The sequence below is a fragment of the Idiomarina sp. UBA3176 genome (assembly GCF_002364295.1).
Taxonomy (GTDB): Bacteria; Pseudomonadota; Gammaproteobacteria; order Enterobacterales; family Alteromonadaceae; genus Idiomarina; species Idiomarina loihiensis.
Map to the genome: position 1 here is coordinate 19,645 of NZ_DEXU01000014.1, position 26,395 is coordinate 46,039.

A 26,395-nucleotide genomic window follows, 5' to 3' on the forward strand; every position below is an offset into this window, starting at 1 on the left:
GTTATTTTCCTCTACTAAAAACGAGAGAGACATTGTTCCCGCCAAACGCGAAAGAATTACTCAGACAATGCTCTATTGGATACTGCAGCGACCCACCTTGATACAAATGGATATCTGCCAAATCAGAATCTTTAACACCATCCCAGACATGCTTTGGTAAGCCGTCTTGTTTCGCCAACGCCAGCCAGCAGAACACCGCTTCAATTGCTCCTGCCGCTCCCAAGGTGTGGCCGGTCAGCGCTTTTGTTGAACTCGCGGGCACTTTCCCAGCGCCCAATGCATTGACCGCATAAGCTTCCATCAAATCGTTTAGCGGAGTAGCAGTACCATGCAAGTTAATATAGCCGAGTTGCTGTGCAGTAATGCCAGCATCAGTCAGTGCCTCCTGCATTGCCGCCAAAGCCCCTCGTCCCTGTGGGTGAGGAGCCGACATATGATGAGCGTCTGAAGTTGCACAGGCACCAGTTAAAGTCACCTGCGACGGCTGTAAGTTGTCCTCTTCGCGGGTAGCAATAAAAAGCCCAGCAGCTTCCCCAATGGTGATGCCGTCGCGATTCGCACTGAACGGATTGCAGCACCCTGAAGAAGTCGATTCCAGCGCTTTAAAACCGTTTAATGTTAGCCGACAAAGAGAATCAACACCGCCGACAACCACCGCGTCGACGACGCCTAAACGCAATAAAGAGCGAGCACTCATAAAAACTCGGGCACTGGACGAACAAGCCGTTGAAATACTGTAAACCGGACCGGTAATACCTGTTAGCGCAGCTATACACTCTGCCGGAGCAAGCATTTCCTGCATGGCATAGTAAAATGTATCGGGTAAACCGCCTTCGGATTCGTCATGTGCTAACGCCGATTCACCAGAGGCAATACCGGACGTGCTAGTCCCCAACACGACCGCCACCCTATCTGAGCCCAACCTATCTATCAGCGCCAGCAAGGGTTCTTCAATTTGTTGTAAGGCAGCCGCAACCAGTTGGTTATTACGGGTGCGCATGGCTGCCGGCAGACTACCAATGTCGGGCAACTTATTATCTGCAACTGAACCGGCAAACAAAGACGTACCATCGTTGGTATTGAATGCTGCAGGCTTCAGCCCGGCTTGATCGCCTGCCAGTGCAGCCTGCCATAGGCTTTCGCAATTATGACCCAGCGCGCAAATTGCGCCCGGTTCACTTAAGGTGATTTTCATCAGTTTCTAATAGCTCGTACTCGAGAGTGGTTATCGTCAATTGATAACCCATAGGTTTGTTCTGAATCACTCGCTGCTGGTTCTTATCTTCACTAACCGATGACCACAGCAATTCCCCATTACGCCATAACTCGCGTCCGGTTTGAGTAGCTTGCAAACTCACACCACTCAAATTGGCATTGATACTGTCAAGTGGCCACAACGCCATTTGTAAATCTGACCAGACCTGCATAGCCAGCCGCGAGTCGTCAAAAGCTTCGCTGCCTTTAAAGGTGACTCCGTTTGCACGACTGAGTTCGCTCCGAAACAGCTCATTGCCAAAGGGAGATAATGCCACCAGCAGTAATCGTTCATTATCAAAAGCTGCCGACACCATGAAAATGCGCTGTTGCTCGCCTTTTTTCCATTCAACTTTTTGCCATAGCTGCACCGGCTCTCGCGGCCAGCTATGCTGCAACTGGTAACTACCATCCGCGATAGGAACCTGAGCTGGCTGTCCGCCTAAAGACTGGCAACCGGCAACCATTAACACCAGCATTAAGCCACTCACGACTCTTAGCGACTTTATCCACATAATTCTGCCAATACGTTCAAGCGGCGTTCGCTTTCGCGGACATAAGGGTTGCCTGTATCCCACGCATAACCTGCCAAAATGGAACAAATCATTTCTTTAACCTGTTGCTGCTGGTGTGGATAAAAAATCACATCCTGAAAGCGGGTATCATACCAACCCTTAACAAAAGTGCGAAAGGTGGTAATACCCACACGTAAAGGGTCACTGTAAAGCTTCTGCCAGTTCTGAGGCTCATCATTCAGCTCTTTCAATACTAACGGCACCGCCAGCGATGAAGACTGCATTGCAATGGTCACACCTGATGAGAAAACCGGATCTAAAAATTCACCAGCATTCCCTAGTAAAGCAAAGCGGTCACCAAACAAGCAATTTACATTAGCTGAGTAGCCGGTAATACGTTGCTCAGCACGGCTTACCTGGTATTCACCTAACACTTCAAGCAGGTACGGCTCATCTGCCACCAGCTTCCACAACGCTTCTTTTTCACTGTCGCTTTCTGCAAAATACTCACTCGCACCAACGACACCAATACTGGCAGTACCATCCGCAAAAGGAATTAACCAGTACCAAATTTCAGGATTTTGTGGATGCACGGTGATAAGAATTTTGCTGCGGTCAAAGTTCCCGCCCGCCAGCTCAGATTTTACATGGCAAAAAACAGCCTGACGCACAGGAAAGTCCGACGGCGATTCTAACGACAGCAAGCGTGGCAGCACTCGACCGAAACCGCTGGCGTCGAGCACAAAACGTGCCTTTGCTTCACTTGTTCCGGCAGCGCCGGTTAAGTTCAATTTGACCGCATTAGGGTCACTAAAATCAATAGCTTCTAACGCAACACCATGTCGGATTTCAGCGCCTTTCTCTGCCGCACCCTGCGCCAATAGCTGATCAAAATGTTCGCGTTTAACCTGATAAGTTGTACCAGGACCTTCGCTCGATTTTTTGCGAAAATCAAAGTTAACCTTCTTACCCTGATGATAAAAAGCAGCACCCTCTTTGTACTGAAACCCAAGACGCTCTGCATTATCCAGTACCGCATCTAATAACCCAGCTTCTTCAATAAAGGTCATGCATTGAGGCAGTAAGCTTTCGCCAATAGAAAACCTCGGAAACTCTTGTTTCTCAACTACCAGCACGCTTTTCCCGGCATTCGCCAACATAGCAGCAGCTGTCGAACCTGCCGGTCCGGCACCAATAATCACCACATCATAAATTGACTCTTCCATGATTCTTTTCCTTAGTTATCAGGTGACTCTATTATCAACGGACTGAACAGGGCACTCATAAAAACCCCAATTAAAACAACAATTCCAAAAGCTGCAATGGCTGGCGTCGAGCTGAAACTTAAGGCGCCAAAAGCCACCATGGTCGTGAAAGCTGACAAATAAATGGCTTGCAGCGCATGTTCGCGCTTCAACCGGCCGGCGCAAAAAACGCCGTAATCAATGCTGAGCACCAGTACGAACATCGCGCCAATACAATGAAACAAGTTAAGTGGTTGTATCAATTGTGCCAACAGCAACGCTGTCGACACGGACAATGTCATAACACAGGTAACTTGCCATGCGGCTTGAAGCCTCAGCTTGTTAGCTTGCTGAGAGCGTAAAAACATCGCCAGTATAGGCAACGAAACAAGCAGCAAAGCGATAAGCCACAACTGCATAGAGTGCCGGTACTCGGCAAGCGCGTTTGATGCATGCTCAATCGGGTTAAAATGCTCCAGTTTTCCATAGCTTTCGCTGATATCATCTGGGTTAAAGGGCTGCTTGAGCCGGACAACACTCATCCAGCCTTCTTCCATCGGATATAAAAATTGATTCTGTAAGGGATGCTCTTGAGACTCACTGCCGAATACAGGCTGTCCAATGCCTAACCATTGCAGATAATTATTTCCTTCCGGACTTTGGAACAACTTTCGCTGCTGTTGCAGTAGTTGCTGCTGTTCTGACACCGGCAGCACATAATCGTACAAGCTGATGCTATCTTCAATCTCGTGCAGTTCACCCGTACGCTCCAGTGCTTGCTGCTGGGTTTCTCCCGACACTAACAGGACATCTGGCTGAAAATAAAAGTCCGTGGTTTTTCGCAGGTGGTTTTCCTGTTGCAGTAAGGACTCGGGTGAGCTGGCCAGCAGACGAACATTGTCATTGGCCGTAAAAGACCAAAGCAACAGCCCCAGTGTTGTTAACGCCATAACACTCAACCACGCATTAGTGCTTGGCTGGCGCATCTGTCGGTAAAGCTCCGTCATGCTATGGCAAAACCGCTGCCAGCCGGGGCGCGATGCTCCTGGCTGCGGCAACCAGGGTAAAGTAACAACCACCAGAACGATCGCAGTGAATAAAGCCACTGCCATAAAAATACCTAATTGCTGTAATAGCGGCAGCGGTAGCAACAGAAGCAAAATATAACCCCAAATGGTGGTTAACCCGCTCAGCCACAAAGCCGGCTTCAGTGCCGACCAGGCCTTAGCGCCATGGCTTCGGGCGATAAAACCATGAATAACATAGTCAATGCACAGCCCAATAAAGCTGGTGGCAAAAACCAACATCAGCACATGCGGCCGGGAGCTTAATAACAAAGTGGCCAATAGCCCGGCCGCTGCCGACACACCCAGCAGTAGCAGCGTATAAAACAATTGCTGACCAGAGCGGAAAACCCAGAGTAATAAGGCTAATACCAGCAGAAGAGAGAGCCCGCCAAACCAGGTCATTTCCTGCTTTGCCTGCTTCGCCGCCGCATCGGAATGGAACAGCAACCCGCTTCGATACACGTTAATACCGGGTAGCTGTTCAGTTACTTTGGCAATAAAGGCATTTATAACCTGAACTGACTGCCCTGACTGAGTCACGCTTAACGCATCACCAGCAATACGCAGCGGCACTAATACCTGATGAATAGACTCCGAAGTGCGGGTATACAGTCCATTATGACTTTTATATCCTGGCATTAAGTCCGGTAAATGCTGTACAAAACGCTGTGTCAGTAATAGTGGATCCTGCTCTAAAGGCATTAATACCGGCGCAGGGCTTTGTAAGGTTTTTTGAGCATTGTCTATTATCGTTGCGTAGTTGCCGTTTCCAAGCGCTTGCATGTCTTGCTGTGTTGCTAAACGACCCGCCTGATTTTGGTAAAATGACAGCACCGCTTTCGGGTTTGTCATTTCCGCCAGTTTAATGGTCGGCTCAGCTTCAGTCAGTAAGTTCAATTGTTCTTGCACAATAAGCAGTATTTCGCTGCCGGAATACTGCTTTGACTCAAAGCCCAGCAGCAGTTGCTGCGCATTTGGTTGCTGACTTTCTAAGTAACTACGCTGTAACTCAGACACTTCATTTGGCAGAGCATCGGCCAGGCTGCTGCTCCACTGAGTATTAGACAGTTGCGCAGACAACGCCGCTACAACGCCGACAATGACAACAAATAACAGCAATAATCGAGTCGTCAAAGCTGCGCGTACACCCTTCATGCCATATTACCTTTTGCTCAGCTCTATACGGGTGGTATTACCGTTTTGTTCAAACAACTCTACAAGCTCAACGCTATCAATACCGCAACTGTGTATTTTTTCAATCACACTGGCTAAAGCGTCAGCTTCCGGAACCATCACCACACAATTCTGCTCTAGCGAAAGCCTGAACTGCTGCTTCAATACAGTTTCATCCTGCTGCAGAATCGCCAATAACAACTGCGCAATGGTATCACTGCCGCTTACCGAGTTCTCATTACCTTGCTCAAAAATACCCTGGCGATTAATAGTCAATTGTTGCTGCTGTGGTTGCTCTGTTGTCCAGACTATTTCGTCTTTACTAATATCCAGCTGGCCTGAACTTACCAAAGGTCTTGGCAGCCCCGATAACTGTTTTTTCTGACTGAATTCCAGCGACAACGGCAAAGGTTCTGATTGCTTTTCAAGTGCCGATAGCGCTTTCAGCGTCATATCTTCCCCAGCCACTACCATTGCTGAAGTAATCAATAGAGTTGTCGCTAAAAGTAAGCGGATCATGAGTGCTCAACTCCCAACTTTTCAAACACAATGTCAGGAGATTCAAACAACATTTCCCGAGTTTCCTTACAAACGGCTACCTGCACACTGGTGGCTTTGGTCAACAGTTCATTACTTTCAACACAGCGAATTTCATAATTCATTTTCAGTCGATGCTCCCACTCCACCAAAGTGGCCGTCACCCGAATGTGCTGTCCGTATGTAGCCGAAGCAACGTACTTTAAGCGCAAGTCGACAATAGGCCACATATGACCGTTAGCTTCCATATCGGGGTAGTCATAATCGAAGGTACGCAGTAACTCACTACGCGCCATTTCAATATATTTTATGTAATGCCCGTGCCAGACAACGTGCATCGCATCGACATCGAAAAAAGGAACATCAATAATTAAACTGGCTTGTTTCATGCTGGCTCCTGATACAAATTCCATACCTTTAACCGCAACTGGGCAAGCCAGTAACGTAATTCCGGCTCTAACGGGCGGTCTTCTGTCAGCAGTTCAAACTGCTCAGCCAGGCTTTCAGTCATTTTTAAGACATCGGCCGATGAGTTTACCGGCTTGTCTGTAATGCGCTTACGCAGTTCAACACCTTGATAAGCCGCCAGCAAAGTTGCAACAACCACCTGTTCGGTCAGCTCCAGAATACGAATACAGTCACGGGCTGCGATAGTACCCATGCTCACTTTATCCTGGTTATGACACTCGGTTGAACGCGAAAAGACACTGGCAGGCATGGTTAATTTCAATGCCTCAGCAGTCCAGGCCGAACAGCCAATTTGCACCGCTTTAAAACCATGGTTAATAGACTTACGCTCACCTTCTGCCGCAGACAAGTTAGAGGGCAAACCGTGGTTCATCTTTGTGTCCATCAACAACGCCATTTGCCGGTCGTGTAAATCCGCCAGGTTCGCCACAGCTGTTTTCATCGAGTCCATCACCATAGCAATGTGACCACCATAAAAATGACCGCCATGCAGGACGTGTTCTCCCAGGCCATCAATAATAGGGTTGTCATTGGCGCTGTTTAATTCGTTCTCTATGGTTTCTTTGAACCACGGCAGACTGTCATTAAGCACCCCGATAATATGAGGCGCACAGCGAATAGAGTAGCGGTCCTGTAAACGCGAAGAGTTTTTCGGGTGCTCAACATGATTCAGGTCCTGCTGGATCCAGCGTGCGACCTGTTGTTGTCCTTTATGAGGTTTTACGGCAAAGAGCAGGTCGTCAAAATGGTTACTGTTGCCTTCCAGCGCAATGCTCGCCAATGAAGTGATGCGGCTAGACAATCGGGTCAGATACTCTGCTCTGTCCCAGGCCAGACAAGCTAAAGCAGTCATCACGGCGGTACCGTTCATAATGGCCAGGCCTTCTTTTGGCCGCAGCTTGTGAACCGGCATACCAAGTAGTTCAAAGGCTTCTGCGCTGTTCATCACTTTATCGCGAAAACGCACATCTCGCTCACCAATAAGTGCACCGGCAATGTAAGACAAGGGTGTTAGATCGCCGCTGGCACCTACGCTACCTTCTTTTGGAATAAGCGGCAGCATGTTTTCGTTCAACATCACCACCAGGCGCTCCAATAGCTCCCAGCTGACACCTGAATAGCCTTGAGCCAACGAACTTAAGCGTGTTGACAGAATGGCGCGGGTTTCCTGTTCATCAAAGGTATCGCCCAGGCCACAACCATGAAAACGCGTAAGGTGAATGGGCAACTCGTTAACCAGGTTCTCCGGTACCGATACGGTGCAGCTGTCGCCATACCCCGTTGTTACGCCATAAATAACGCCGTCCTGCTCAAGTAATTCATTCAGAAACCGGACACCGGCATCGACTTTTTCGACAAACTCCGGCGCATCGCTTAATGCAACCTGCGCTTTGCCATTGGCTATTTCTACCACGTCTTTAATGGTCAACGGGCGGCCACCAAAGGCTATAATCGATGTCGTCATACTACTGACTGTCCTTCTTCCAGAAATCAAAAAAATTAAACCACTGATAAGGGTAGCGCATCACTAGCTCCTCCAGCATTTCACTGTAAGCTTTCAACACTGGCTGCAAAGCTTCCCGCCTGCTTTTTCGGGGGAGTTTGAGTTGGTCACACGCGTGGTTCAGATATAAATCGTAATGCCCATCATCGGGGTTCTTTAAGCAGAATAAAAAGTACACCGGGCATTCTAACACACTGGCTAATATCCACGGCCCTAAGGCAAATGAGGCCGGCTTACCTAAAAAGTCCTGCTCTATGGTTTGTCCGGGTTGAGTCACCGAAGTGCGATCACCGACAATAACCACGAACTCGCCTTGTTCAATGCGCTCTTTCAATAATATAGTCAGCCCCATATCAATGTCGGTCACCTGAATCAGGTCGATATCGACTTTCGGGTTTACGTCTTTCAATGCACGGTTAAACGACTGCGCATGCTGAGTGAACACCAGTACATTCATGCGCCGGGTATATTTTTTTGAAGCCAGCGCCCGCGCAACCTCCAGATTACCCAGGTGGCTACCAATAAGAATGCCGCCCTGAGGCTGTTTCTCTAAATCATCAAAGTGGGTGTCACCACAGTTACGCACCTGGTTTTTAGACACCTTACCGACCCAGGCATCAATTTTTGCCAGAGCGTGCAAACCAAATTGCCAGAAATGGTACCAACTTTGGCGCCAACCCGGCTCAGCAGTAAAAGGAGACCGTTCAGCAGCATATGAATGCACGCGACGAAGGAAGTCCAGAGAGGCCCTACGAGGATCCCCCCCGGTCAAAAAGAAGTAAGTGATCACTGGCGCTAGAATCAGCCGCATTAGCCAATGGCCGCCATACTGATAGGCTCGAAGAACAATAACGATGCCCCAGTAGCTGCCGCGCTCTTTCTTTTTTGCCCAGTGCTTCTCCACCATAATTAGCTTTTAAACCTGCGCAGTAATAAAAGCGGAATGCGCGGCAACATGCTGAAAAACAGGCGCGTATGCAACCAGGAAATTTTCAGATTGTCCTGCAACGCGCGAAAATGTGACTGTCCGCCTTGTGGATAAATCACTTTGGTTGGAATAAATAAAACCGGTGTACCCGCCCAGTATAGACGCACCATAATTTCAATATCGAAATCCATGCGTGTGCCGATAGGACGACGCTTTATCAAACCGACCGTCTGGTACAAGGGATATACCCGAAAACCACACATAGTATCCTTTATCTGCATCGATAAGGTTTCGATGTGCACCCAAAAGTGGGTGATCTTGCGCCCAATGCGTCGGCTGGTCGGCATGCTTTCATCGTATTGAGGGTATCCACTTATCAACGCACCGGGGTTCTGTTTCGACAAAGCTAAAAACTCAGGAATATCGTTACTGTCGTGCTGGCCGTCTGAATCTATTTGCAATGCGTGAGTAAAGCCTTCTTCAGCTGCTAAATGAAACCCTGCCATAACAGCTCCGCCTTTGCCGCTATTTTCGGGAAGCGTGTGCAGTAATACAAGCGACTTATGCTCTTCCGCCAAAGTCGCTAAAACTTTCTTGGTATGATCATTTGAGCCATCATCAACAATAATAATTGGCAACTCGTAAGGTAGCAGTCGCTCAACCGTTGCAGTGATGGTCTTATGGTGATTATAAATAGGTATAAGAAAGCAATACTGAGACATATTAATTAAACACCAGACGTCCGGAAGACAGCGCTTTATCACCGTCAGAGTATTTAAACGTGATGCAGTCATCGCGCTTTCTTTCAATCAGCAAATCGACTGTCGCACCAGGCAAAATCATGTCGTTAAACTTTAGCACTTCAATACGCTGAATGGATGTTGGTGTCGACCAATGTTGCCCCGCTAGCTGAATGACCCAGTCCATTTGAGCAACCCCGGGAAGAATCGGGGTTGAAGGAAAATGCCCTTGCAAATAAATACAGTCCGCTGCCAGCTTAAACCGACCGCAAAGTAGAGGCTTTTCTTTGTCACTGAGCCCTTCGGAGAAACTTATAAAATCAGGTAATTGAGTCTGCATGTTATTGCTATTCCTCTTCGAACAAAGCCTGTAGATCGGTTTGTGTCACTTTACCGGCACCGTTATATGGCAACTGCTGCACATAACGGAAACGTTTAGGTACAACCACTTTTTCAAATCTCTGCAGTAAGTGGTGTCGCAACTCTTGTCGCGCTTTAAATCGCCCCTGAGTGCTAAGCTGATTAACGCCTTCAGGCGTTAATATTAAAACTAAGCCCAGTTCAACACGCGGGCTATGTAACACACAAGCTTTAGCTGACTCGACCCAGTCATGGCGCTGAATGAACTGTTCTACTTCGTTAAGAGCCACTCGTTTTTCGGCAATTTTTACAATTCGGTCCTGCCGCCCCAACAACTGAAAATCTCCCTGCCCCTGAAGCCGGGCTTTATCTTCTGTTGTGTAAGGCTTTTGCGGATTATTCAGATACGGTGACTGAATAACCAGTAAACCGTTGTGATTGCAGCTCGCATCCACTCCCGCCAGAGTCTGAAAGTTTTCATTAGAGCCCGGGTTGCGCTGACGCCAGCCTATACCTCCGGTCTCCGTACTACCATACACTTCAATTGGCGCGTTTAACTCATGTTCAGCAAAATCTTCAGGAACAGAATTGGGTAGCGGACCGCCTGATGAGAAGACCGTGGCCAAAGAATGGCTGTACTTAGCAAGCTGAGGTAAATTATCCAGCCGCTGCAAATGCGCAGGGCTGCTTATTAAAGCGTAACGCTGGCAATTAGCTTTCGCCAATATTTGCTGCAACTGCTCAGGGTAGTCGACCAAAGGCAAAGTCACCGGACGGCCCGCAGCAAGCGGCCAAAGTACCGTGAATAACAGTCCGTAAATGTGCTGATGTGTGACCGTTGTCAGTATATTGGCCGGCCCTAATTGCTCCGCAAAGGTTTGTTCCAGCGTAATCACTTCTAACCATAACTGCCTGAGCGTTTTTCTGACGGCTTTAGGTTTGCCACTGCTGCCCGAGGTGAAAAATGTCAGTTGAGAATTTAAGCTGCCTTTCAGTGTTAAAGCAGGTATGTCCGAACTCACGTGTTGAGGTAATTCAGACGGGACTCTGAACGAATAGTGCGACGACAGCTCTGACAACGTTGCCGGCTTATCATTGGCTGGCAGAACAGTTCTCTTTTCACTATTGAGTAAAGCGAACAGCCAGACACTAAAATGATACCAGTCGCGATGATAAAGCAGCGCATCACCGTCTTGTTCACTTAGCCAGTGGGTTGCCGCCGCAATATCCTTTAGCCACACCGATGCGCTTATAGACTGCCCTTCCACTACGGCCAGCTCAGTATCTGCTTGCTGCCACTGCAGCTGCCATTGCTCAGTGTTTATGTTTAACAACACGTCGCACACTCCACTCAATCACAAAGAGTAAACCAATCAGAACGTAGGAAATAAAACCGTTGTATAGCGTCCAGAGTTTGAGGTCGCCATGCACCGCAGTTACCAGCGAAATAGCGCCATTCACGAGGAAAAATATCGCCCAGACCAGCGTCACTTTTTCAGTGTAAGCAACCGCTTTATCTGACAAGGAACCTTCCATAAGCATGGCAAGGCGAGTTATCACCGCTGGTTTGCGCCATAATGATGCAAGGAAAACCAGCAACAAGGCGCTGTTCATCCAAACGGGATAAAACAGCACGCCAGTCAACTGGTCTGCGAAAATAGCTGTCACTGAAACAACCAGAAGTACTGCCAGCGTAAGCCAGCTTCTGGGGTGACGAATGCCCTGGGAAACAATACTTAAACTCAGTAATGCCAGCAGAACCAGCAATAACCAGTTAGTTAGCCCGTTCTGCGCCAGCCACCAGACAAGTAGCGGGTAGGCAATCAGTAAACCACTGATTAATAAGCGCAGACCGTTTTTCATTAGTCGCTGTGAACGAGTTTATAAACTTCTTCGACAACATCTTCGACTGTGCGCACAGCTTTAAACGCGTCCGGACTGATTTTCTTACCGGTAATTTCGCGTAATTTCACGACTAAATCCACCGCATCAATCGAATCAAGGTCAAGATCCTGATACAAGTTAGCGTCCAGAGAAATGTCGCCAGAATCGATTTCAAAATCTTCTTCCAGAATTTGAGTCAACCGCGCATATACTTCGTCTCTTGTCTTCATCGTTCCCTCGTTTACTCACCACGGTTATTAGCGACAAATTCCGCTAACGTATCGACACTATAAAAATGCTTTTTTGTTTCTGCTGAATTAGCGTCCAGCTTCACGTCATATTTTTTCTTTATCGCCAGACCTAACTCCAGCGCATCAATAGAATCAAGATTCAAGCCATCGTCATCGTCTCCGAACAACGCCGCCGAATCATTAATATCTGCTATCTCTACGTCTTCAAGATCCAGCGACTCGATAATCAAGGCTTTGATCTCTTGCTTCAGGTTTTCCGTCATCTTCTAACACCTTTTCATAGTAATTCTGTAAATCGCGAGTCAGTTGACGCGCAGCAATACTGAGTTTTTCAGCATCGCAATAAGAAGCTGAGTCGATTTCACCAAGATAACGCACCGATAAAGTCGGTTTCCGTTCAGGCGCGCAATACCAGGCTTCATTTTTAATCAATGTCACCGGCAAACAATCCACTCGCAATGCCGTAATTTGTGCCCTGGTACGTAATGCCAGATGCGCCGCGCCACGCTGGAACTTTATTCTTTTTCCCGGAGTGGTTCGTGTGCCCTCAGGAAAAATTATTAGGTTATTACCACGCGCTAAAGAGCGTTCACAATCCGTAACCAAACCTTCAGGGTCATCATTGCTGATATAACCTGTTGAGCGGATGACACCGCGCATAAAGGGATTTTTCCATAGATGGGACTTAACAACGCAATCCGGGTTCGGCACAAAAGAAATTAATGCTACCACGTCAATCAAACACGGATGGTTTGCAATAATAACGTGACTCCGGGTTCCTTTAAGTTGTTCAATCGCTTGAAAGTCGAAGTTGAACACACCAGTCCACTTCATTATTCCGATAAACCAGCGGAACGTCATTTGCACCAAGCGCCTGGCTCGTGCTTCGCGCTGTCTCTCATTACCATTGGATAATAACGCCAGCGCCGGCAGTGCAGTAATAGACAGCAATAAACCGCCTAGCCCAAAGACGGCAAAGCATAGCCCGGTCGCGAAACGCCGCCAGGTACGATTTATTATCTGCCAGAGACTAAGCAACATGCCAGCTCCACCGTACTCCGTTATAGTCCTTAACCACCTTGCCGCTACAGGAGTCGAGCATCTGTTGAACGCCGTTGGCAACTAACCAGACGTCCTCCTGTAACTGACTTTCTTTTTCAACAAGGCGATCCAAAATCAGTTTCTGTCCGTTTTTTCTATCGAGCAAAACCGCATGCGCAAAGCTTCTCACTGGCGAGTGAACCTGACCAGAATAGACAGCCGGTGGTACCTCATCAGCATAAACCAACAGTACCTGCCTGGTTTCGCTTTGTACCTGGCTTACAGCTTCCAGCCACCCCAGGGGGTAAGTTTGCTCACCGGCAGACAAAGTGGTCATAGCCTGTCGATTGTCTGCCGCCATACTGTATTGCCCCAGTACAGCATTATTCACCGACAACGCAAACTGCGTTGGCGATAAGACCTCGCCACGAACCAACTCCCGTAGTAATTTTTCAGTACGGTGCAAGTCGCCATGCCGCGTTGCCAAAACCACTGGCGTCTCTTTTAACTGCGGATGTCGTTCGCTTAGCTCCAGTATGGCTGTCATTATGACTTTTGCATACGAACTCAGTCGCCGCCGGGTAGAAGCTGGTATTTGCTTCAGCCGCTCACGACATTCGGTTTCGACTAATGTACTATCAGCAACAAAAGCTCGCATAGGATTCTGGGCAGATACTCAAAAAAGAAGCGGAATAGTACAGAATCTCAGCGGACATTTCAAAAATATAACATCGCATATGGTTATCGGATATAGACTCTACAACGAAGCAGCATCAAAGAAACAGGTCTCGGCAGCCGCTAAAGATCTGCTGCTGCGGCTTGTCAAAAAATATTGGCCTGCTGCTGAACCTCAGCGAATTTCTATTGAAAACAGCGATTCCGGTGCGCCGCTGTTAAATGTGGATGGATGCCCTGTTTACTGTTCTCTTTCTCATAAATCAGGGTGTATCGCAGCGGCTTACTCGACGACAAGTACTATAGGCATTGACCTGGAGAATGTGCACACACGAAAAGACTACCACCGTATTCGCGACTATTATAAGGACGGTTTTCTGGCTGGCAGTACCTTAACTAAAAGTGATTTTTTTCATCACTGGACTCTGGCTGAAGCTTTCGCGAAAGCCTCGGGTGTACCTTTACTTAGCGTACTAGAGAGGCCTCTTCACAGACAAAAGCACTCAGCAAAATACTTTCAGATAGAGCCTTTTTTACTCTGTGCTTATCAGAGCGATTCATCTGAGAGAGAAGACGCTGTATTGCTGTATCAATTAGATAACGATAACCAATTGTAGTAATCCCGCGCTATCGTCTGCAAATCATGCTCGGCTTTCCAATTTAAGTCCTGACGTGCTTTATCAGCCTCAGCGTAACAGCTTGCCACATCGCCCTGGCGACGCTCTGAAAACGTAACAGGAATCACGCGCCCACTTGCTTGTTCAAACGCATGAATCACGCTCAATACCGACTCACCCTTGCCTGTTCCTAAGTTAAATATATGGTGTCCAGTTCGGGCAAACCCCGCCTCCAGCGCCGCAACATGACCTTTTGCTACGTCACAAACATGAATGTAGTCACGTATTGCTGTGCCATCGCCGGTCGGATAGTCACAACCATAGACCTGAACTGAGTCAGTTTTGCGGGTTATCACATTGCCTATGGCCGGGATCAAATTAGCCGCAGGTTTAATGGGTTGCTCACCAATAACTCCCGACGGATGAGCTCCTCCCGGATTAAAATAACGCAAACTTATAGCCGAGAAAGCGAGGTTTTTCTCGCAAAACTCAGCCAAATCGCACTCGGATCGATATTTGGTCTCGCCATAGGGATTGGTTGTCGCTCCGGCCGGAGCCGATTCAGCAACAGGGACGCACGAAGGGTTGCCGTAGACAACGGCTGAAGAGGAAAAAATTAAAAGGTTAACTGAAAAGTCGTCCATTACCGCTAGCAGTCTCCGTGTTCCTTCCACATTGGTCAGAAAATATTTCTCTTTTAAGTGGTAACTTTCCTGGGGGTTTTTAAGTGCAGCAAAATGCATAACGGCATCGAAAGCGTATTGTTTAAACAGGTTGGTCAACGCATCCCGATTGCAGATATCAACTTGGTGAAACTCTGGTCGCTCACCCGTAATACACTGAATCTTATCAATTACCGAGGCGTTACTGTTACTCAGGTCATCAATCACAATCACCTGGTAGCCGCTAAGTATCAACTCAACAACCGTGTGCGAACCAATGAATCCGCAGCCTCCGGTAACCAATATCTGTTTCTTCATAGGTGGTGTGCCCAAAAACCGTAGCGCCGTTATAAATCAAAGGGGCGAAATAGTATCGGCTGACTTTCCCTAAGGCAACTTAAACTCATGCGCCAGCCTCAACGGCTTTTAGTTATTCTCACCGCACCGGCCAGTCTGCTGCATCAACGCTGTCTATGGGTTGCCCGGACAAGTCGCCGGCCCAGCGCTCAATAAACTCATTATCCGGGTCGTAGCGTTCGGTCTGCTTTTCCAGGTTAAACTGACGATGCCCTCTGGGGTCGGCTCCCACACCCGCCAGATACTGCCAGTTGCCCCAGTTGGAGGAAACATCGTAATCAATCAGCTGCTGTTCAAAATAGGCAGCGCCGTAGCGCCAGTCCAGACTCAGCTCGTGCACAAAACAACTGGCAACCAGTTGGCGCCCCCGGTTCGACATATAACCGGTGGCATTCAACTGCTTCATGCAGGCGTTAACTATAGGATACGGCGTATTGCCAGAGCACCATTTCTGAAACCTTTCAGAATAAAAGCTGGTTTTGGGTGACTTACCGGAGAGGCCGGAAAAAGCGAACAGGCGTTTCCCGTGCTTCAGTGCGTACCAGAAGAAGTACTCGCGCCACAATAATTCAAAACTTATCCAGTAGCTGGATTCATTCTCACCAAACTCTGTTTCATACGCCCTTAACGCCGCCATTATTTGCCGGACAGAAAGACAACCCTGCGCAAGCCAGGGCGAAAACTTAGTCGAACTCGAAAAGTCGTCTAAGGCATTTCGTGTTTGTTTATAAGTACCGGCAGACTCACCAGAAAAGTAGCTTGTTAAATGCGTTAAGGCGGCTCTTTCTCCACCTTCAAAGTCATCTGACGCCAATTCATTCAGAGTTTCAGCCTTGAACCCCGGATAACTGATGTTCTTCGGTAATGAAGGCAAAGCGTTTACCGGCTGCACCGAAAAGTTACGGCTCAACGGCTCTACTTTTTTCCGAAACTGAGAAAAGGTTTCCGGCAAGTCCGCTAGCTCAAACGGCAGTTCCTGCTCTGAAAACAAGGTGTTGTTTGGTGTTTCATGAAAAGGCAGAAACGGAAACCGTTGCTGCAGCAAACCCAGTTGAAGCCCTTCATAGTAACCCTGATGCTGGCTCAGGAATATCGCATCCACCTGACGTTCGGAAATGAGTTCGGTTAAAATTCGGTCAAATGTCCCGGTCAAAACAATGAGTTTTTGTCCACGCATTTCCAGCTCGGTTCGCAGTTGCTTTAAGCTCTGCTGCAAAAAGGTAAAACGATGTTTACCCATTGCCGGAATACCATAATGACCATACTTATTCTGTGTCGGATTAAAACAAAAGCAGCAGATAAGTGTTTCACTGCGCTGCGCGGCTTCATAAAGCGCCAAGTTGTCTTCAACCCTGAGATCATTCCGAAATACAAATAGGCCTAACCGATAATCTGCCATAATGAATACGAGTTGTTGTTTAGTATTCATTACGTAAGTCATTTAGAATTGGACTAAACGTAAATTGAACAATGACCGTAAAATAATAATAACTGACTTCTGGTGGACTCATTTTTTATGAACAAAGGTAAAAACTGGCTAATTTATACTCTGGGCTTTTTAGGGCTTATTCCCTTTCTGGCATCGTCGCTTGCGGCTATAATGCATACAGGAACCTGGTGGGGAATTTCACCTTTAGAGTTTTTAATTACTTACGGCGCTGTTATTCTCAGTTTTCTGGGCGGTACTCTATGGGGCCGGGCCCTGCACCGCGCGGAAAGCGAAAAAACCACAGGTTTACTGTTATTAAGCAATGTTTTCGCTTTAGCGGCCTGGTTCACAATTTTAATTAACGCACCGGCCTGGTCATTAGGTATGCAGATGGTGGGCTTTGCCTTGGTTCTGTACTTTGAACAAAAGCTGGCTCGCAGTTCGGCTATGACAGCTTATATGGGCTACTACCGTATACGGGTATTATTAACGACCATTGTCATCGTCTGCCAATTACTGGTCTTTGGTAACCACATTTTGTAGCGCTAGCTGCAGCGCTATTTTTTCTCGTGATACCGAGCCAGAGTTTCCGCATAAATGTGGCGTACGTCATCACTGAATTTTTCCACCGAATAATCACGGGCAAAAGCCAGAGCATTTTCTGCCAGGCTCTGGCGTAACGCCTCGTCATCCAGTAACTGTTTCACCCGCTCACACCATAAAGCCTGCTTAGCCGGTGTCTTAAAACCGTTATGCCCGTCTTCAACAACATCGTCGATACCGCTGGAGCGCACCGCAACCACGGGTAAGCCCGCAGCCATAGCTTCCAGAATGACCATGCCCTGAGTTTCTGACTGCGAGGCAAATAGGAAAGCGTCTCCTAGCTGATACCAGGCGGCCATTTGCTCAGGCGGAACTGAGCCTACCAGAGTAATGTACTGCTGGAGTTTCATGTTATCGATGCGTTCCTGTAACCGGTGGCGTTGATGACCGTCGCCCACAATCAGCAAGCGGAACGGCTTATCGGTTTGATCTTTCAGTTGCGCCACCGCCTCTATCATAAAGTCGATATTTTTCTCATTCGACAACCGGGACACACTAACAAATACCGTTTCATCCCCTAGCTTTTGTTGCTGGCGCAGCTCCTCTATTTGCTTGTCGTCAACTTGCTGGAAACGCTCAAACTCAATACCTGTTGGCTGTACAAAGGTAGGCTTCTTAACCCCTATCATGCGCAGGTATTCTTCGGTCGACTGTGTCGGCACAATTACGCCGTCGCATTTGTTGGCAAAGCGACGCACCAAAAAGTGCGCAATAATATTGCGGAACAACGAACCGGGTAAAAACACAAAGTGCGCATAATGTTCTAGCCGCGTGTGATAAGTATAAACCACCGGCACTTTCAGGCGGCGCGCAATAAAGACCCCAAGCGAACCTATCCAGAACGGATGGTGAACGTGAATAATATCCGGTTTAAAGGCTTTAACCTTTTTACGCACGGCACCGGAGAAAATATTGGCAAACTGAAACTCACTCTTTTCACCAAAAGAAAACAGCGACGGCATACGCACCACATGCTCTTCTTTTTCACTACTTTGCTGATAGCGCGGCGCAACAACCAATACCTTATCTTTGAGCTTAACTAATCCCAGACGCAGGCGCTCGATAGAAATTGGCACACCACCGATAAAAGGCAGATAGTTATTCGTGAACATGGCCACGCGCAACGGCTTTTTGAACCAGGGCTGCGGGTCAATATCGTAGTCGGGGTAGTAATCTTTACCGACGAATACCGCGTTGTACAATTTGGTACTGATAACCAGGAACAGACTCACCAGCAGAATAAAATTCAGGTAGCCCACGTAAAATAACGAATGAATAAAGAACCACAGGCTTTCCAGCTGTTTCAGAATGGGGTGCTGACCAATTTCCAGCTCTTCAACAGAGTGCTCAACCGAGCCATCGGCATTCACTGTTACTTTCACATAATGATAAAAGCTTTCATCCTGATTCAGTACCAGACCACCCGCACCACCGGTAGTGATATAGGGAATACCGTTGTGCTCACGCTCTGAGTAAATAGAGATATTGGATGAAAAGACGCGATCAACACCGAAGTTGCTTATTGTCTGCAGTAACGCATGACGGAACTCCATGGGTTGCAGGAAATCGTCCTCCTGGGCTAAAAAAAACTCTTCTTCAGGCTCTAAAGGTGGGTGACCAATAAAAACAAAGCGATGCTTTGAATCGTCGGCTTTAAGAATATCGGTTAACCAGCGAAGCTGCCATTGCCATGGCGTTTTTCCCGTGCTGTCTAAGAAAATAAAGCGGCTGTCATCGGCAGTAAAACTGAAAAAATGCGGACCGTAATGGTCATAAAAGCGGAAGCTGCCAAACTCTTCATACTCATTGTTACCGAAGGTCAGTAAATACGGCATATCCAGCCGCGACAGAGTACCTTTTATTGCCCGGTATTTGTCTTCTCCTCCACTGCTCACAGCATTCCCCGCAGACACTAAAAAATCAATGTCGGTGTCGTTCAACATAGGAATAATGCGACGCTCGAAAATACCAACCGAATTATTGATATTACCCACTACAGCAAAGCTGTAACTGTCCTGTCCTTCCAGCCGGGCACTAATGTCTGAGAGCTGTTCGGTATGCTCCGCCTCAAATTCAGAAGTCACCAGGTTCAAATAAATTTTATAGCCAATAAGCCCAACCACAACCGCAATGTTGAGGTAAAACAGGACTTTCAGTAACTTGGTTTTATTCATTGTATGCCCTGCACTTTAGCCGACTGAACTAAGTAGCGCTGTAAAATAAAGAGTCCCAATAACATACCAAGATAAATGGTTAAGAAGCGCCAGCTAAAGGTGACTAACAGTAAATGATTATTGGCTAAAATGTCATTAAAAAAGCTACCAAACACACCTTCGGAAATTCCCGAAGCACCGGGCGTTGGCGCGAAATACATGATAAAGGTGGTAACCACCAGCAGTCCCAGGCTGACGAGGTAATCAACGTCGTATCCTAAACCCCACATTAGCAGCGCGGGAAAACTGAATAAGCTGAGCAGAAAAATGACGGTGGACAATACCGACAGCGCAATAGCCACCTTAGAGCCGCGACAATACTCCGAAAAACTCCGGGAGAAACGCAGCATTTCGCGGCGAGTTTTGTATTGCCAGCGCAGATGACGCTCAGGACTAATCAGTTGCAGCTTATGCACCGCTTTACATAAATAGCTTAGCGGCCCAATTAACCAATGTGCCCGCAACAAAACCACCGCGAAGAAGAGCAGATAAAGCACAATGAAAACGGCAAGAGCCGTACCAATTTCACCAATAATAGCTTTGTTCTGCAGTGGCTCCAGCACCAGCAAGAACACCGGCGTCAGCGAAAAAATAAAGAAAATAGCCAACACCGTACGAATAGTAGTGGCAGCGGTCGCCCGCCCAATAGGCACGCCGTGCTCGTGTAAGAACCAAACCTGCGCGAAACCGCCACCGGTGGCCATAGGGGTAATATTGGAGAAAAAGATATTAATAAAGACCAGTTTAGCCATGGCTTTTTTAGGAATACGGTAACCCAGAGCGCGCAAAGTGTAGTAAAGCCGCAAACCGTCGGCGGCGAAGTAAACCAGTAACAGCAAGACTGCGGCACTTAAAACTTCAGGGGCAAACAAACGAAAATCGAAGGTAAGACTGCGGCCGGAAAAGTGGTCATAAATGGCGTAAAATCCGGCAGCCGTGAGTAAAACAAATAACACACTAAATAGCGTTAAGCGTTTCCACGAGGCTTTGTATTGTTTTTCTTCTTCCGCTGAAGCTGCCATCTTGCTGCCGTTTACTCCCCACAAAGCCTAAAGATTAAGGATTATGGAGTTGCTGGGAAGGGATGTCAAAAACCTTACATTACGCAGCCGCCGACTGCCGTGCGTCATGAGTCATTTTCACTAGTTGCTTTCTGATCTCACCGGCTGTCACACAGTCCGTTTCAAAAGGAATGAAAACACTGCGTTCATCGGCAATTAGATGGAACCCGTCCGGATAAATACTGCTCATTTTGACGCTACCTGCATAGTTCCTGAACTCCACTTTCTGGTGGCGCAAAATAAGGCCACAAGCGTCAGCATGGTCATCATTCATATGCTGGATCATCTGCAATGCGTCTGTTGAATTCCATTGGGGTTCAGGTAGCAGCCATTCAGCAGGGTTTATCCAGAAAATTTTGCCGAAGCCACCAATATAACGAATGTGCTCAACGTCCATTTGCCAGAATTTAAAGTCATGAGCATTGCGATAACTTAAAGCGTCGGGGAAACGCTGGAAGTACAATTCCCCTAAAGACTCATCCACTAAAAACCGGGCATTTCCTGTTAACGTCAGTCGCCCGTGAGTATTCTGGTCACCGCTTTCAGCCGCATCGAACACGGTAATACTTAAACGGTTATCTACTGATAAATTACGGGCATGCTGGGCAATATCAGACACATAAAATATGACCTGACCTTCTGCAGAAAGCATAAACGGTGATACCGAGCCGAACGGATATCCCATTAACTTCTTCGAGATAGTGGACAGCACTGCAGTATCGCTATTTTGTGCTAGTACTCGCGCTTCCCGCGCCGCTTTTATTCGTTCATTCATTATAAAATACTCCCTAATGTCTTGGCTCGGTGAAAATCATTGGCTTTAAAAAGCTTGGATGCGAGCTGACGTGCACCGGTGTACGATAGGTTCTTTCCAGAATATCTTCCCGAAAAACACTCTCGGGACTGTCAACATGCTGAATACAGTTATTGCCTAAAACTATGACCTGGTCGGCATACAACGAGGCCAGGTTTAAATCGTGCATAACCGACAGAACCAGGTTGCCTTTTTGGCTGAACGACTTAATTTCATGCAACACCGCATGTTGATGATACACATCCAGTGCGGAGGTCGGCTCATCCAATAGCAACAATTGTTCGCCAGGCAAATCTTTATCTAACTGACATAAACACCGGGCTAAATGTGCCCGCTGTTGTTCACCACCAGACAAGGTTTCAATGCCACGCTCCCCCATTGGAGTTAAATCAAAGCGGCTTAACCATTGGGTTGCGCGTTGCTCCGCATCGGCATCAGACTCCTGTGACCAGTATCGTCCCATGGCCACCAGTTCCTTAACCGATAACCCTTCAGGCGCGGCCTGGTGCTGCTCCATAACCGCCCTTATCGGCGCCAGTTTCAAAGCATCCCACGAGTTCAGTTCTCTTCCATTTAAGTAAATAGAACCGTTATAAGGAAGCTCCCCTGCTAACATATTTAAAAAGGTGGACTTACCCGCACCGTTTTCGCCGACAATGGCAACAAATTGGTGGGCTTCTAAACTTAGGTTCAGTGACGTTAACACTTGCTGCCGACCAATAGATAGATTCGACACATCGATATCAAGCATAAAACCTCCGTCGTTGCTTCATAAGCAAATAAATAAAAAATGGCGCGCCGATAGCCGCTGTAATAATGCCAATAGGTAATTCCGCCGGAGCAACCAGAGTTTTTGCCAACCAGTCAGTAAGCACTAAAATGGCTGCGCCAAACAACATGGATACCGGCATTAACCAGCGCACATTAGCGCCAACCAGCATTCGTGCAATGTGGGGAATAATCAGTCCGATAAAGCCAATCATGCCGGTTAAGGCAACAGCTCCGCCTACACCAAGTGCAACGAAAAAAATTATCCGACGCTTCAGAGTGCCGACATTAACGCCCAGGTAACGCGCTTGTCGTTCACCTAAAAGCAGAGTGTTAATTGCCCGGCGGTGAATAAAGAGTGCAACGCAGCTAACGCCCATAAACAAAAAGCCAAGTGGTAACTGTTGCCAGTCGGCTCCGGCCAGAGAGCCCATCTGCCAGAAACTCATAAGCCTCAGGGCGTCATCGTTAGCGTAGTAGCTGAGCAACCCGAGAATGGAACCGGCCAGCGCATTGATGGCAACACCTGCCAGCAGTAAGGTGGCAACATGAACTCCGGAACGCCCACCAGCCAAATGGTAAACCACAAAGGTGGTCAGCAGAGCGCCGGTAAAAGCCGCGCCGGAAACCCAAAGCTGTCCCTGTAACCCGAACTCGGGACCTAAGGCAATAACTGCCAGTGCGAATACAGCCGCTCCCCCCGAAATACCAATGAGCCCGGGATCAGCCAGCGGATTACGACACAAGGTTTGCATTGCAGTACCACTCTGCGCCAACACCGCGCCCACCATTAGTCCTAAAACCAACCGGGGTAACCGAATATCGATTAATACCGTCTTTTGGATATCAGTAGCTTCAGACAAGACTCCCGGTAACCAGATAAAGGGCAACCGCCAGTCCGACATCACCGGTCCGCTGGAAAGCAACAGAACGCTGCTGACAGCAATACCCATAACACCGACGAGTAACCAATAGCGACGTTCAAGCGGCATAGTCTTACTCCCGGCCCGCCGCTAATTCATTGGCAAACTCAGCAACCACTCGTTGCGCCTCTGCAATGCGGGTTGTCATACCCAGCGCCAGCAACGAATCCATAACCAAAACCCGGCAGTTTTTTCCGGCTTCCAGTAGCTTAAGTGCCTGCGCCTGACAAAACGCTTCTTTACTGCCGTGGCTTTTAACCACGTGCTCAGGAGCAACTAAAAAATCAGGCTGTTCTGCCAGTAAATATTCAGTAGAAACGGTCTTGAATCCGACGTGAGAAAACACGTTGTTAATATCGGAGTAACTGAAAAGCAAATCCGGTACTGTATCCGTCCCGGCTGCCACCACGCCTCGCTCTGACGCCTGCAGAACGAACAGAGCCTTCAAAGGCTCTTTACGCGAGCTAGTCGTCGTCAAATCCGACTTGATACCGGCAATCACCTGCTTTCCTTCGGCTTGCGCACCGAAGCGATCCGCCATGTTTTCAATTAGCTCGTACAGCTCCTGAAGCGACGTCGGCTTATCAAATACAACCACAGAAACTCCGGCCCGCTCAATTTGCTGCAAAACTTTATCGCTACCGCCGCCTTCCAGCACCCACAGGTGTTCAGGCTCAAAACTCAGAACGCCCTCAGCGGATAAATTACGGTAGTAACCGACTTTCGGTAACCGGTTAACAGCCGCAGGCGAAGTGCTGGAAGTATCTACGCCAATCAGGCTGTCGTCTTTATGCAGCGCAAACACGATATCGGTTAAGGTTCCGCCTGCGGTTATTAACTGGTTAACGTCCGTATCCAGCGTATCTTCAGCCTGGCCGAACCACGAAAACAACAATAGAAAAGCGGCTCCGGCATGAACCAGAAACTGTCGTCCTGTCATCACAATCAAACTCCTGAATTAGATTTTCTTTTTTGTCCTAAATCAAAAATAGTAACTTTCACTTGCAAATGCAAATCATTTTCGTTTAGATCTTATTGATTTTTTCATACGACGTGTTAATCAGGATTGGAGATGAAAAGTGAATAAAAGACATAAGACAACTCGAGGCTTTGCAAAAAGCTTATTGGCGACAGCCATTTTCGCTACCTTACAAGCCACTGTTTACGCAGCTGACTTGGCAAAACCCACGCTGGAAACCGATGAAATACTGGTAGTAACCGGCTCCCGCAGTAAAGAAAAACTGGAAGATGTTGCCGGTGCAGTTAGCGTGGTGACAGCCGAAGAAATTGATATTCAGGTTAGTAACAGTCTGTCGGATATTTTTCGTTATGACCCCAGCATTAGTTCAACCGGCAGTCAGGGTCAGGCACAAACCCTGTCAATACGTGGCATTGGCGGTAACCGGGTGGTCTACATTAAAGACGGCCGACGCTTAAACGACGCCTATGCCGGCGGTGGCGGCTATCTGGTTGGCCGGGGTTACCTGGATGTCTCACAATTGAGTCAGGTGGAAGTTGCTAAGGCCGCTGCATCGCCACTTTACGGCTCCGACGGGTTAGGTGGGGTTATTGTTCTGACTACGCCTGACCCTGACGATTTGCTACAAGGTGAATCGAACGCACTCTCCCTGCAGGCGGGTTTTGATAGCATTGCAGACGAACGCAGTTTAGGTGTGCAGGCGGCAAAACAGTTTTCCGGATCACAGGCATCCATTCAGCTCACCGCCCGCAAAGGAAACGAAACCCAGAACTACGAGGAGTCGTTACCGGAGTTTGATTACGACAGTGTTGGTGTCCTGGCTAAGTGGGCTATCGCGCTTGAGAATAACAATGAACTTAAGTTTACTCTGGACCATTACCAGCAAAACAATGAGCAGTTGCAGGAGCCGCCGGAGCAAACCGAAGATGAAGACAAACAAACCGCCTTTTCCATCGACTATCTCAATAATAGCAGCAACTGGCTGACCGATACCCAAAACTGGCAATTGTATTTGAGTCATTACGAGCAAAACAGTGACCAGATAGTGCAAGGTGCGGACCAGGGCGGTCCTTATATCGACAATAACGATTACGGCTTTGAACAACGTATTATTGGTGCCCGCTGGCAGGGCGAAACCTTGTTGTCCGGCAACCAAGTGGAACAAGACCTGGTATTTGGGTTCGATGTTGACTACTACGACACTGAGCGACCACGCTTTAAAACTCGCACCGCAGCAGACGGCACCTTACTGCAGGACAACGAACCGCAAAAAGCTTTTCCTGGTGCAGAAACATGGTTAGCCGGGCTCTTCCTGCAGGACAACATTCAACTGAAAGATAGCCCAATTAAATTCATTGCCGGTGTCCGTATCGACCATTACCGCATGACGCCTCAAGACAATGCACTCTACGATATGTCGCTATTAAGTGATGTACGTGAAACGGCTCTGTCACCTAAACTGGCGGCTATATACACTTTCTCAAATGATATTCGAGGATACGTTCAATACGCCGAAGGCTTTAAAATTCCACCTCATGATCAGGCTTACCAGAACCATGGTATCGAACCTTTTTATGCCATATTGCCTAATCCCGACTTAGATCCTGAGAGCAGCCGATCGCTGGAAACCGGCCTGAAATTTGCGGACAACAACACTCGCTGGAATCTGTCAGCCTTTTACAGCAAGTTTGACGACTTTATCGATACTCAGGTCGTCGGAACCAGTCCCACCTACATTCCGGGTGTGGATCGCGTCGAGTACCAGTATGTTAATAAGGACGAAGTGACGATAAAAGGCGTTGAAGCCTCAGTGACTCACTGGCTGAATGACAATATTCAATTGGCTTCGTCAGTGGCCTACACAACCGGCAAGGATGAAACAACAGACGACTACCTGACCACTCTGTCACCGCTTTCCGGTAATGCTTCAGTGGGTTACCACGGCAATGACTGGTATGTACGCGGCGTTGTTACTGCGGTAAATAGCATGAGTCGCGTTCCAACCGATGAATCTATTCAAACACCGGGCTACGCAACCGTTGATATACTGGTCGGTATCTCACTGACAAACTGGCAAGTTAACCTTGCGGCGCGTAACTTAACAGATAAATATTATGTGCCCTACCAGAGCGTGGCAGGACTTCAGAGCGAAGCCTCTACGGAACAGTACAGTCAGCCCGGACGTTCGTTTGGGGTGCAGGTGAAATACACTTTTTAGTCTAAAACAGCCAAAAAAAAGCCCCCAAATATTGGGGGCATAAAAACTTAACCAGGGAGTATAACCAAACAATGTTAAGTTGTGGTGCATGTTAAAGATTAAATATGACA

Annotated in this window: 27 protein-coding genes; 3 read left to right on the forward strand and 24 right to left on the reverse strand. The window is 47.9% G+C overall.

Features of this window, described 5'->3' with window-relative positions; genetic code table 11:
• Position 1: 1 nt before the first annotated feature.
• Genes B2U97_RS04935 through B2U97_RS05010 form a run of 16 tightly spaced genes read right to left on the reverse strand, consistent with a single transcriptional unit; the run spans position 2 to position 13,624 of the window.
• Positions 2-1,195 (reverse strand): beta-ketoacyl-[acyl-carrier-protein] synthase family protein, encoded by a 1,194-nt coding sequence (locus B2U97_RS04935; protein ID WP_286830302.1) that lies wholly within the window; start codon positions 1,193-1,195, stop codon positions 2-4.
• Entirely contained in the window at positions 1,176-1,769 is a 594-nt protein-coding gene (locus tag B2U97_RS04940) for a DUF3261 domain-containing protein (protein ID WP_231378609.1), read from the reverse strand. Before B2U97_RS04940 ends, B2U97_RS04935 begins: the two co-directional genes overlap by 20 nt.
• The gene (locus tag B2U97_RS04945) at positions 1,760-2,995 is read right to left on the reverse strand and encodes an NAD(P)/FAD-dependent oxidoreductase (RefSeq protein WP_286830304.1); all 1,236 of its coding nucleotides are present in this window, start codon (positions 2,993-2,995) and stop codon (positions 1,760-1,762) included. Before B2U97_RS04945 ends, B2U97_RS04940 begins: the two co-directional genes overlap by 10 nt.
• A gap of 11 nt (positions 2,996-3,006) precedes the next feature.
• Positions 3,007-5,235 (reverse strand): MMPL family transporter, encoded by a 2,229-nt coding sequence (locus tag B2U97_RS04950; protein ID WP_034819066.1) that lies wholly within the window; start codon positions 5,233-5,235, stop codon positions 3,007-3,009.
• A gap of 6 nt (positions 5,236-5,241) precedes the next feature.
• On the reverse strand, positions 5,242-5,772 hold the full coding sequence (locus B2U97_RS04955) for an outer membrane lipoprotein carrier protein LolA (protein WP_034819068.1): 531 nt from the start codon (positions 5,770-5,772) through the stop codon (positions 5,242-5,244).
• The gene (locus B2U97_RS04960; RefSeq protein ID WP_034819070.1) at positions 5,769-6,179 is read right to left on the reverse strand and encodes an acyl-CoA thioesterase; all 411 of its coding nucleotides are present in this window, start codon (positions 6,177-6,179) and stop codon (positions 5,769-5,771) included. Before B2U97_RS04960 ends, B2U97_RS04955 begins: the two co-directional genes overlap by 4 nt.
• Entirely contained in the window at positions 6,176-7,723 is a 1,548-nt protein-coding gene (locus B2U97_RS04965; protein WP_286830307.1) for an HAL/PAL/TAL family ammonia-lyase, read from the reverse strand. The genes B2U97_RS04960 and B2U97_RS04965 overlap by 4 nt, the downstream gene beginning before the upstream one ends.
• A 1-nt stretch (position 7,724) precedes the next feature.
• Positions 7,725-8,669: an acetyltransferase gene (locus B2U97_RS04970; protein ID WP_286830309.1), complete on the reverse strand. Its 945-nt coding sequence runs from the start codon at positions 8,667-8,669 to the stop codon at positions 7,725-7,727.
• A 2-nt stretch (positions 8,670-8,671) separates the two neighbouring features.
• Entirely contained in the window at positions 8,672-9,412 is a 741-nt protein-coding gene (locus B2U97_RS04975) for a glycosyltransferase family 2 protein (protein WP_272988542.1), read from the reverse strand.
• A 1-nt stretch (position 9,413) separates the two neighbouring features.
• Positions 9,414-9,770, reverse strand: a complete 357-nt coding sequence (locus B2U97_RS04980; protein ID WP_011233394.1) for a (3R)-hydroxymyristoyl-ACP dehydratase — start codon at positions 9,768-9,770, stop codon at positions 9,414-9,416.
• A 7-nt stretch (positions 9,771-9,777) separates the two neighbouring features.
• On the reverse strand, positions 9,778-11,127 hold the full coding sequence (locus B2U97_RS04985) for an AMP-binding protein (RefSeq protein WP_272988540.1): 1,350 nt from the start codon (positions 11,125-11,127) through the stop codon (positions 9,778-9,780).
• Positions 11,105-11,653, reverse strand: coding sequence for a hypothetical protein (locus tag B2U97_RS04990; RefSeq protein ID WP_011233392.1), 549 nt, complete (start codon positions 11,651-11,653; stop codon positions 11,105-11,107). The genes B2U97_RS04985 and B2U97_RS04990 overlap by 23 nt, the downstream gene beginning before the upstream one ends.
• Positions 11,653-11,904 carry an acyl carrier protein gene (locus tag B2U97_RS04995; RefSeq protein WP_011233391.1) on the reverse strand — a complete coding sequence of 84 codons (252 nt, stop codon included), beginning with the start codon at positions 11,902-11,904 and terminating at the stop codon, positions 11,653-11,655. Before B2U97_RS04995 ends, B2U97_RS04990 begins: the two co-directional genes overlap by 1 nt.
• Positions 11,905-11,915: 11 nt before the next feature.
• Positions 11,916-12,188, reverse strand: coding sequence for a phosphopantetheine-binding protein (locus B2U97_RS05000; RefSeq protein WP_011233390.1), 273 nt, complete (start codon positions 12,186-12,188; stop codon positions 11,916-11,918).
• The gene (locus tag B2U97_RS05005) at positions 12,130-12,966 is read right to left on the reverse strand and encodes a lysophospholipid acyltransferase family protein (protein ID WP_272988537.1); all 837 of its coding nucleotides are present in this window, start codon (positions 12,964-12,966) and stop codon (positions 12,130-12,132) included. The genes B2U97_RS05000 and B2U97_RS05005 overlap by 59 nt, the downstream gene beginning before the upstream one ends.
• Complete coding sequence (locus tag B2U97_RS05010) at positions 12,956-13,624, reverse strand: beta-ketoacyl synthase chain length factor (RefSeq protein ID WP_272988535.1); 669 nt, start codon at positions 13,622-13,624, stop codon at positions 12,956-12,958. Before B2U97_RS05010 ends, B2U97_RS05005 begins: the two co-directional genes overlap by 11 nt.
• Between B2U97_RS05010 and B2U97_RS05015 the strand changes: the two genes are divergently transcribed.
• Complete coding sequence (locus B2U97_RS05015; protein ID WP_286830312.1) at positions 13,515-14,258, forward strand: 4'-phosphopantetheinyl transferase family protein; 744 nt, start codon at positions 13,515-13,517, stop codon at positions 14,256-14,258. The genes B2U97_RS05010 and B2U97_RS05015 overlap by 110 nt on opposite strands.
• Here B2U97_RS05015 and galE read toward each other — a convergent pair.
• Together galE and B2U97_RS05025 are read right to left on the reverse strand one after the other, a co-directional pair.
• Entirely contained in the window at positions 14,231-15,238 is a 1,008-nt protein-coding gene (gene galE, locus B2U97_RS05020) for a UDP-glucose 4-epimerase GalE (protein WP_272988531.1), read from the reverse strand. The two genes, B2U97_RS05015 and galE, sit on opposite strands and share 28 nt — an antisense overlap.
• A 118-nt stretch (positions 15,239-15,356) precedes the next feature.
• Entirely contained in the window at positions 15,357-16,706 is a 1,350-nt protein-coding gene (locus B2U97_RS05025; protein ID WP_272988528.1) for a DASH family cryptochrome, read from the reverse strand.
• 87 nt (positions 16,707-16,793) lie between these two features.
• Here B2U97_RS05025 and B2U97_RS05030 point away from each other — a divergent pair, with 87 nt between their 5' ends.
• Positions 16,794-17,249 (forward strand): DUF3429 domain-containing protein, encoded by a 456-nt coding sequence (locus B2U97_RS05030; protein WP_114981743.1) that lies wholly within the window; start codon positions 16,794-16,796, stop codon positions 17,247-17,249.
• Positions 17,250-17,263: 14 nt separating this feature from the next.
• On the opposite strand, the gene B2U97_RS05035 is transcribed toward B2U97_RS05030, so the two are convergent.
• The 6 genes from B2U97_RS05035 to B2U97_RS05060 all read right to left on the reverse strand — a co-directional run bounded on the left by B2U97_RS05035 (position 17,264) and on the right by B2U97_RS05060 (position 24,028).
• Positions 17,264-19,483 (reverse strand): glycosyltransferase, encoded by a 2,220-nt coding sequence (locus B2U97_RS05035; protein ID WP_011233383.1) that lies wholly within the window; start codon positions 19,481-19,483, stop codon positions 17,264-17,266.
• Entirely contained in the window at positions 19,480-20,544 is a 1,065-nt protein-coding gene (locus tag B2U97_RS05040; RefSeq protein ID WP_034819095.1) for a lysylphosphatidylglycerol synthase transmembrane domain-containing protein, read from the reverse strand. The genes B2U97_RS05035 and B2U97_RS05040 overlap by 4 nt, the downstream gene beginning before the upstream one ends.
• A 79-nt stretch (positions 20,545-20,623) precedes the next feature.
• Complete coding sequence (locus tag B2U97_RS05045; RefSeq protein WP_272988524.1) at positions 20,624-21,358, reverse strand: HugZ family protein; 735 nt, start codon at positions 21,356-21,358, stop codon at positions 20,624-20,626.
• 13 nt (positions 21,359-21,371) lie between these two features.
• Positions 21,372-22,148 (reverse strand): heme ABC transporter ATP-binding protein, encoded by a 777-nt coding sequence (locus tag B2U97_RS05050; protein WP_011233378.1) that lies wholly within the window; start codon positions 22,146-22,148, stop codon positions 21,372-21,374.
• Positions 22,141-23,157 carry a FecCD family ABC transporter permease gene (locus B2U97_RS05055; protein WP_011233377.1) on the reverse strand — a complete coding sequence of 339 codons (1,017 nt, stop codon included), beginning with the start codon at positions 23,155-23,157 and terminating at the stop codon, positions 22,141-22,143. Before B2U97_RS05055 ends, B2U97_RS05050 begins: the two co-directional genes overlap by 8 nt.
• Positions 23,158-23,161: 4 nt before the next feature.
• Positions 23,162-24,028, reverse strand: coding sequence for a heme/hemin ABC transporter substrate-binding protein (locus tag B2U97_RS05060; RefSeq protein WP_011233376.1), 867 nt, complete (start codon positions 24,026-24,028; stop codon positions 23,162-23,164).
• Positions 24,029-24,167: 139 nt separating this feature from the next.
• Between B2U97_RS05060 and B2U97_RS05065 the strand changes: the two genes are divergently transcribed.
• Complete coding sequence (locus B2U97_RS05065) at positions 24,168-26,285, forward strand: TonB-dependent hemoglobin/transferrin/lactoferrin family receptor (protein WP_011233375.1); 2,118 nt, start codon at positions 24,168-24,170, stop codon at positions 26,283-26,285.
• Positions 26,286-26,395: the final 110 nt, after the last annotated feature.

Bases quoted from the DNA above. Each gene is read 5' to 3' on its own strand.
- B2U97_RS04995 (WP_011233391.1), bottom strand. From the start codon at position 11,904: ATGAAGACAAGAGACGAAGTATATGCGCGGTTGACTCAAATTCTGGAA.
- B2U97_RS04940 (WP_231378609.1), bottom strand. From the start codon at position 1,769: ATGTGGATAAAGTCGCTAAGAGTCGTGAGTGGCTTAATGCTGGTGTTA.
- B2U97_RS04945 (WP_286830304.1), bottom strand. From the start codon at position 2,995: ATGGAAGAGTCAATTTATGATGTGGTGATTATTGGTGCCGGACCGGCA.
- B2U97_RS04975 (WP_272988542.1), bottom strand. From the start codon at position 9,412: ATGTCTCAGTATTGCTTTCTTATACCTATTTATAATCACCATAAGACC.
- B2U97_RS05050 (WP_011233378.1), bottom strand. From the start codon at position 22,148: ATGCTTGATATCGATGTGTCGAATCTATCTATTGGTCGGCAGCAAGTG.
- B2U97_RS05010 (WP_272988535.1), bottom strand. From the start codon at position 13,624: ATGCGAGCTTTTGTTGCTGATAGTACATTAGTCGAAACCGAATGTCGT.
- B2U97_RS05005 (WP_272988537.1), bottom strand. From the start codon at position 12,966: ATGTTGCTTAGTCTCTGGCAGATAATAAATCGTACCTGGCGGCGTTTC.
- B2U97_RS05045 (WP_272988524.1), bottom strand. From the start codon at position 21,358: ATGAATGAACGAATAAAAGCGGCGCGGGAAGCGCGAGTACTAGCACAA.
- galE (WP_272988531.1), bottom strand. From the start codon at position 15,238: ATGAAGAAACAGATATTGGTTACCGGAGGCTGCGGATTCATTGGTTCG.
- B2U97_RS05035 (WP_011233383.1), bottom strand. From the start codon at position 19,483: ATGAATAAAACCAAGTTACTGAAAGTCCTGTTTTACCTCAACATTGCG.
- B2U97_RS05040 (WP_034819095.1), bottom strand. From the start codon at position 20,544: ATGGCAGCTTCAGCGGAAGAAGAAAAACAATACAAAGCCTCGTGGAAA.
- B2U97_RS05060 (WP_011233376.1), bottom strand. From the start codon at position 24,028: ATGACAGGACGACAGTTTCTGGTTCATGCCGGAGCCGCTTTTCTATTG.
- B2U97_RS05015 (WP_286830312.1), top strand. From the start codon at position 13,515: ATGACTTTTGCATACGAACTCAGTCGCCGCCGGGTAGAAGCTGGTATT.
- B2U97_RS04980 (WP_011233394.1), bottom strand. From the start codon at position 9,770: ATGCAGACTCAATTACCTGATTTTATAAGTTTCTCCGAAGGGCTCAGT.
- B2U97_RS05055 (WP_011233377.1), bottom strand. From the start codon at position 23,157: ATGCCGCTTGAACGTCGCTATTGGTTACTCGTCGGTGTTATGGGTATT.
- B2U97_RS04970 (WP_286830309.1), bottom strand. From the start codon at position 8,669: ATGGTGGAGAAGCACTGGGCAAAAAAGAAAGAGCGCGGCAGCTACTGG.
- B2U97_RS04965 (WP_286830307.1), bottom strand. From the start codon at position 7,723: ATGACGACATCGATTATAGCCTTTGGTGGCCGCCCGTTGACCATTAAA.
- B2U97_RS04990 (WP_011233392.1), bottom strand. From the start codon at position 11,653: ATGAAAAACGGTCTGCGCTTATTAATCAGTGGTTTACTGATTGCCTAC.
- B2U97_RS04960 (WP_034819070.1), bottom strand. From the start codon at position 6,179: ATGAAACAAGCCAGTTTAATTATTGATGTTCCTTTTTTCGATGTCGAT.
- B2U97_RS05030 (WP_114981743.1), top strand. From the start codon at position 16,794: ATGAACAAAGGTAAAAACTGGCTAATTTATACTCTGGGCTTTTTAGGG.
- B2U97_RS05000 (WP_011233390.1), bottom strand. From the start codon at position 12,188: ATGACGGAAAACCTGAAGCAAGAGATCAAAGCCTTGATTATCGAGTCG.
- B2U97_RS04955 (WP_034819068.1), bottom strand. From the start codon at position 5,772: ATGATCCGCTTACTTTTAGCGACAACTCTATTGATTACTTCAGCAATG.
- B2U97_RS04950 (WP_034819066.1), bottom strand. From the start codon at position 5,235: ATGAAGGGTGTACGCGCAGCTTTGACGACTCGATTATTGCTGTTATTT.
- B2U97_RS04935 (WP_286830302.1), bottom strand. From the start codon at position 1,195: ATGAAAATCACCTTAAGTGAACCGGGCGCAATTTGCGCGCTGGGTCAT.
- B2U97_RS05025 (WP_272988528.1), bottom strand. From the start codon at position 16,706: ATGAATACTAAACAACAACTCGTATTCATTATGGCAGATTATCGGTTA.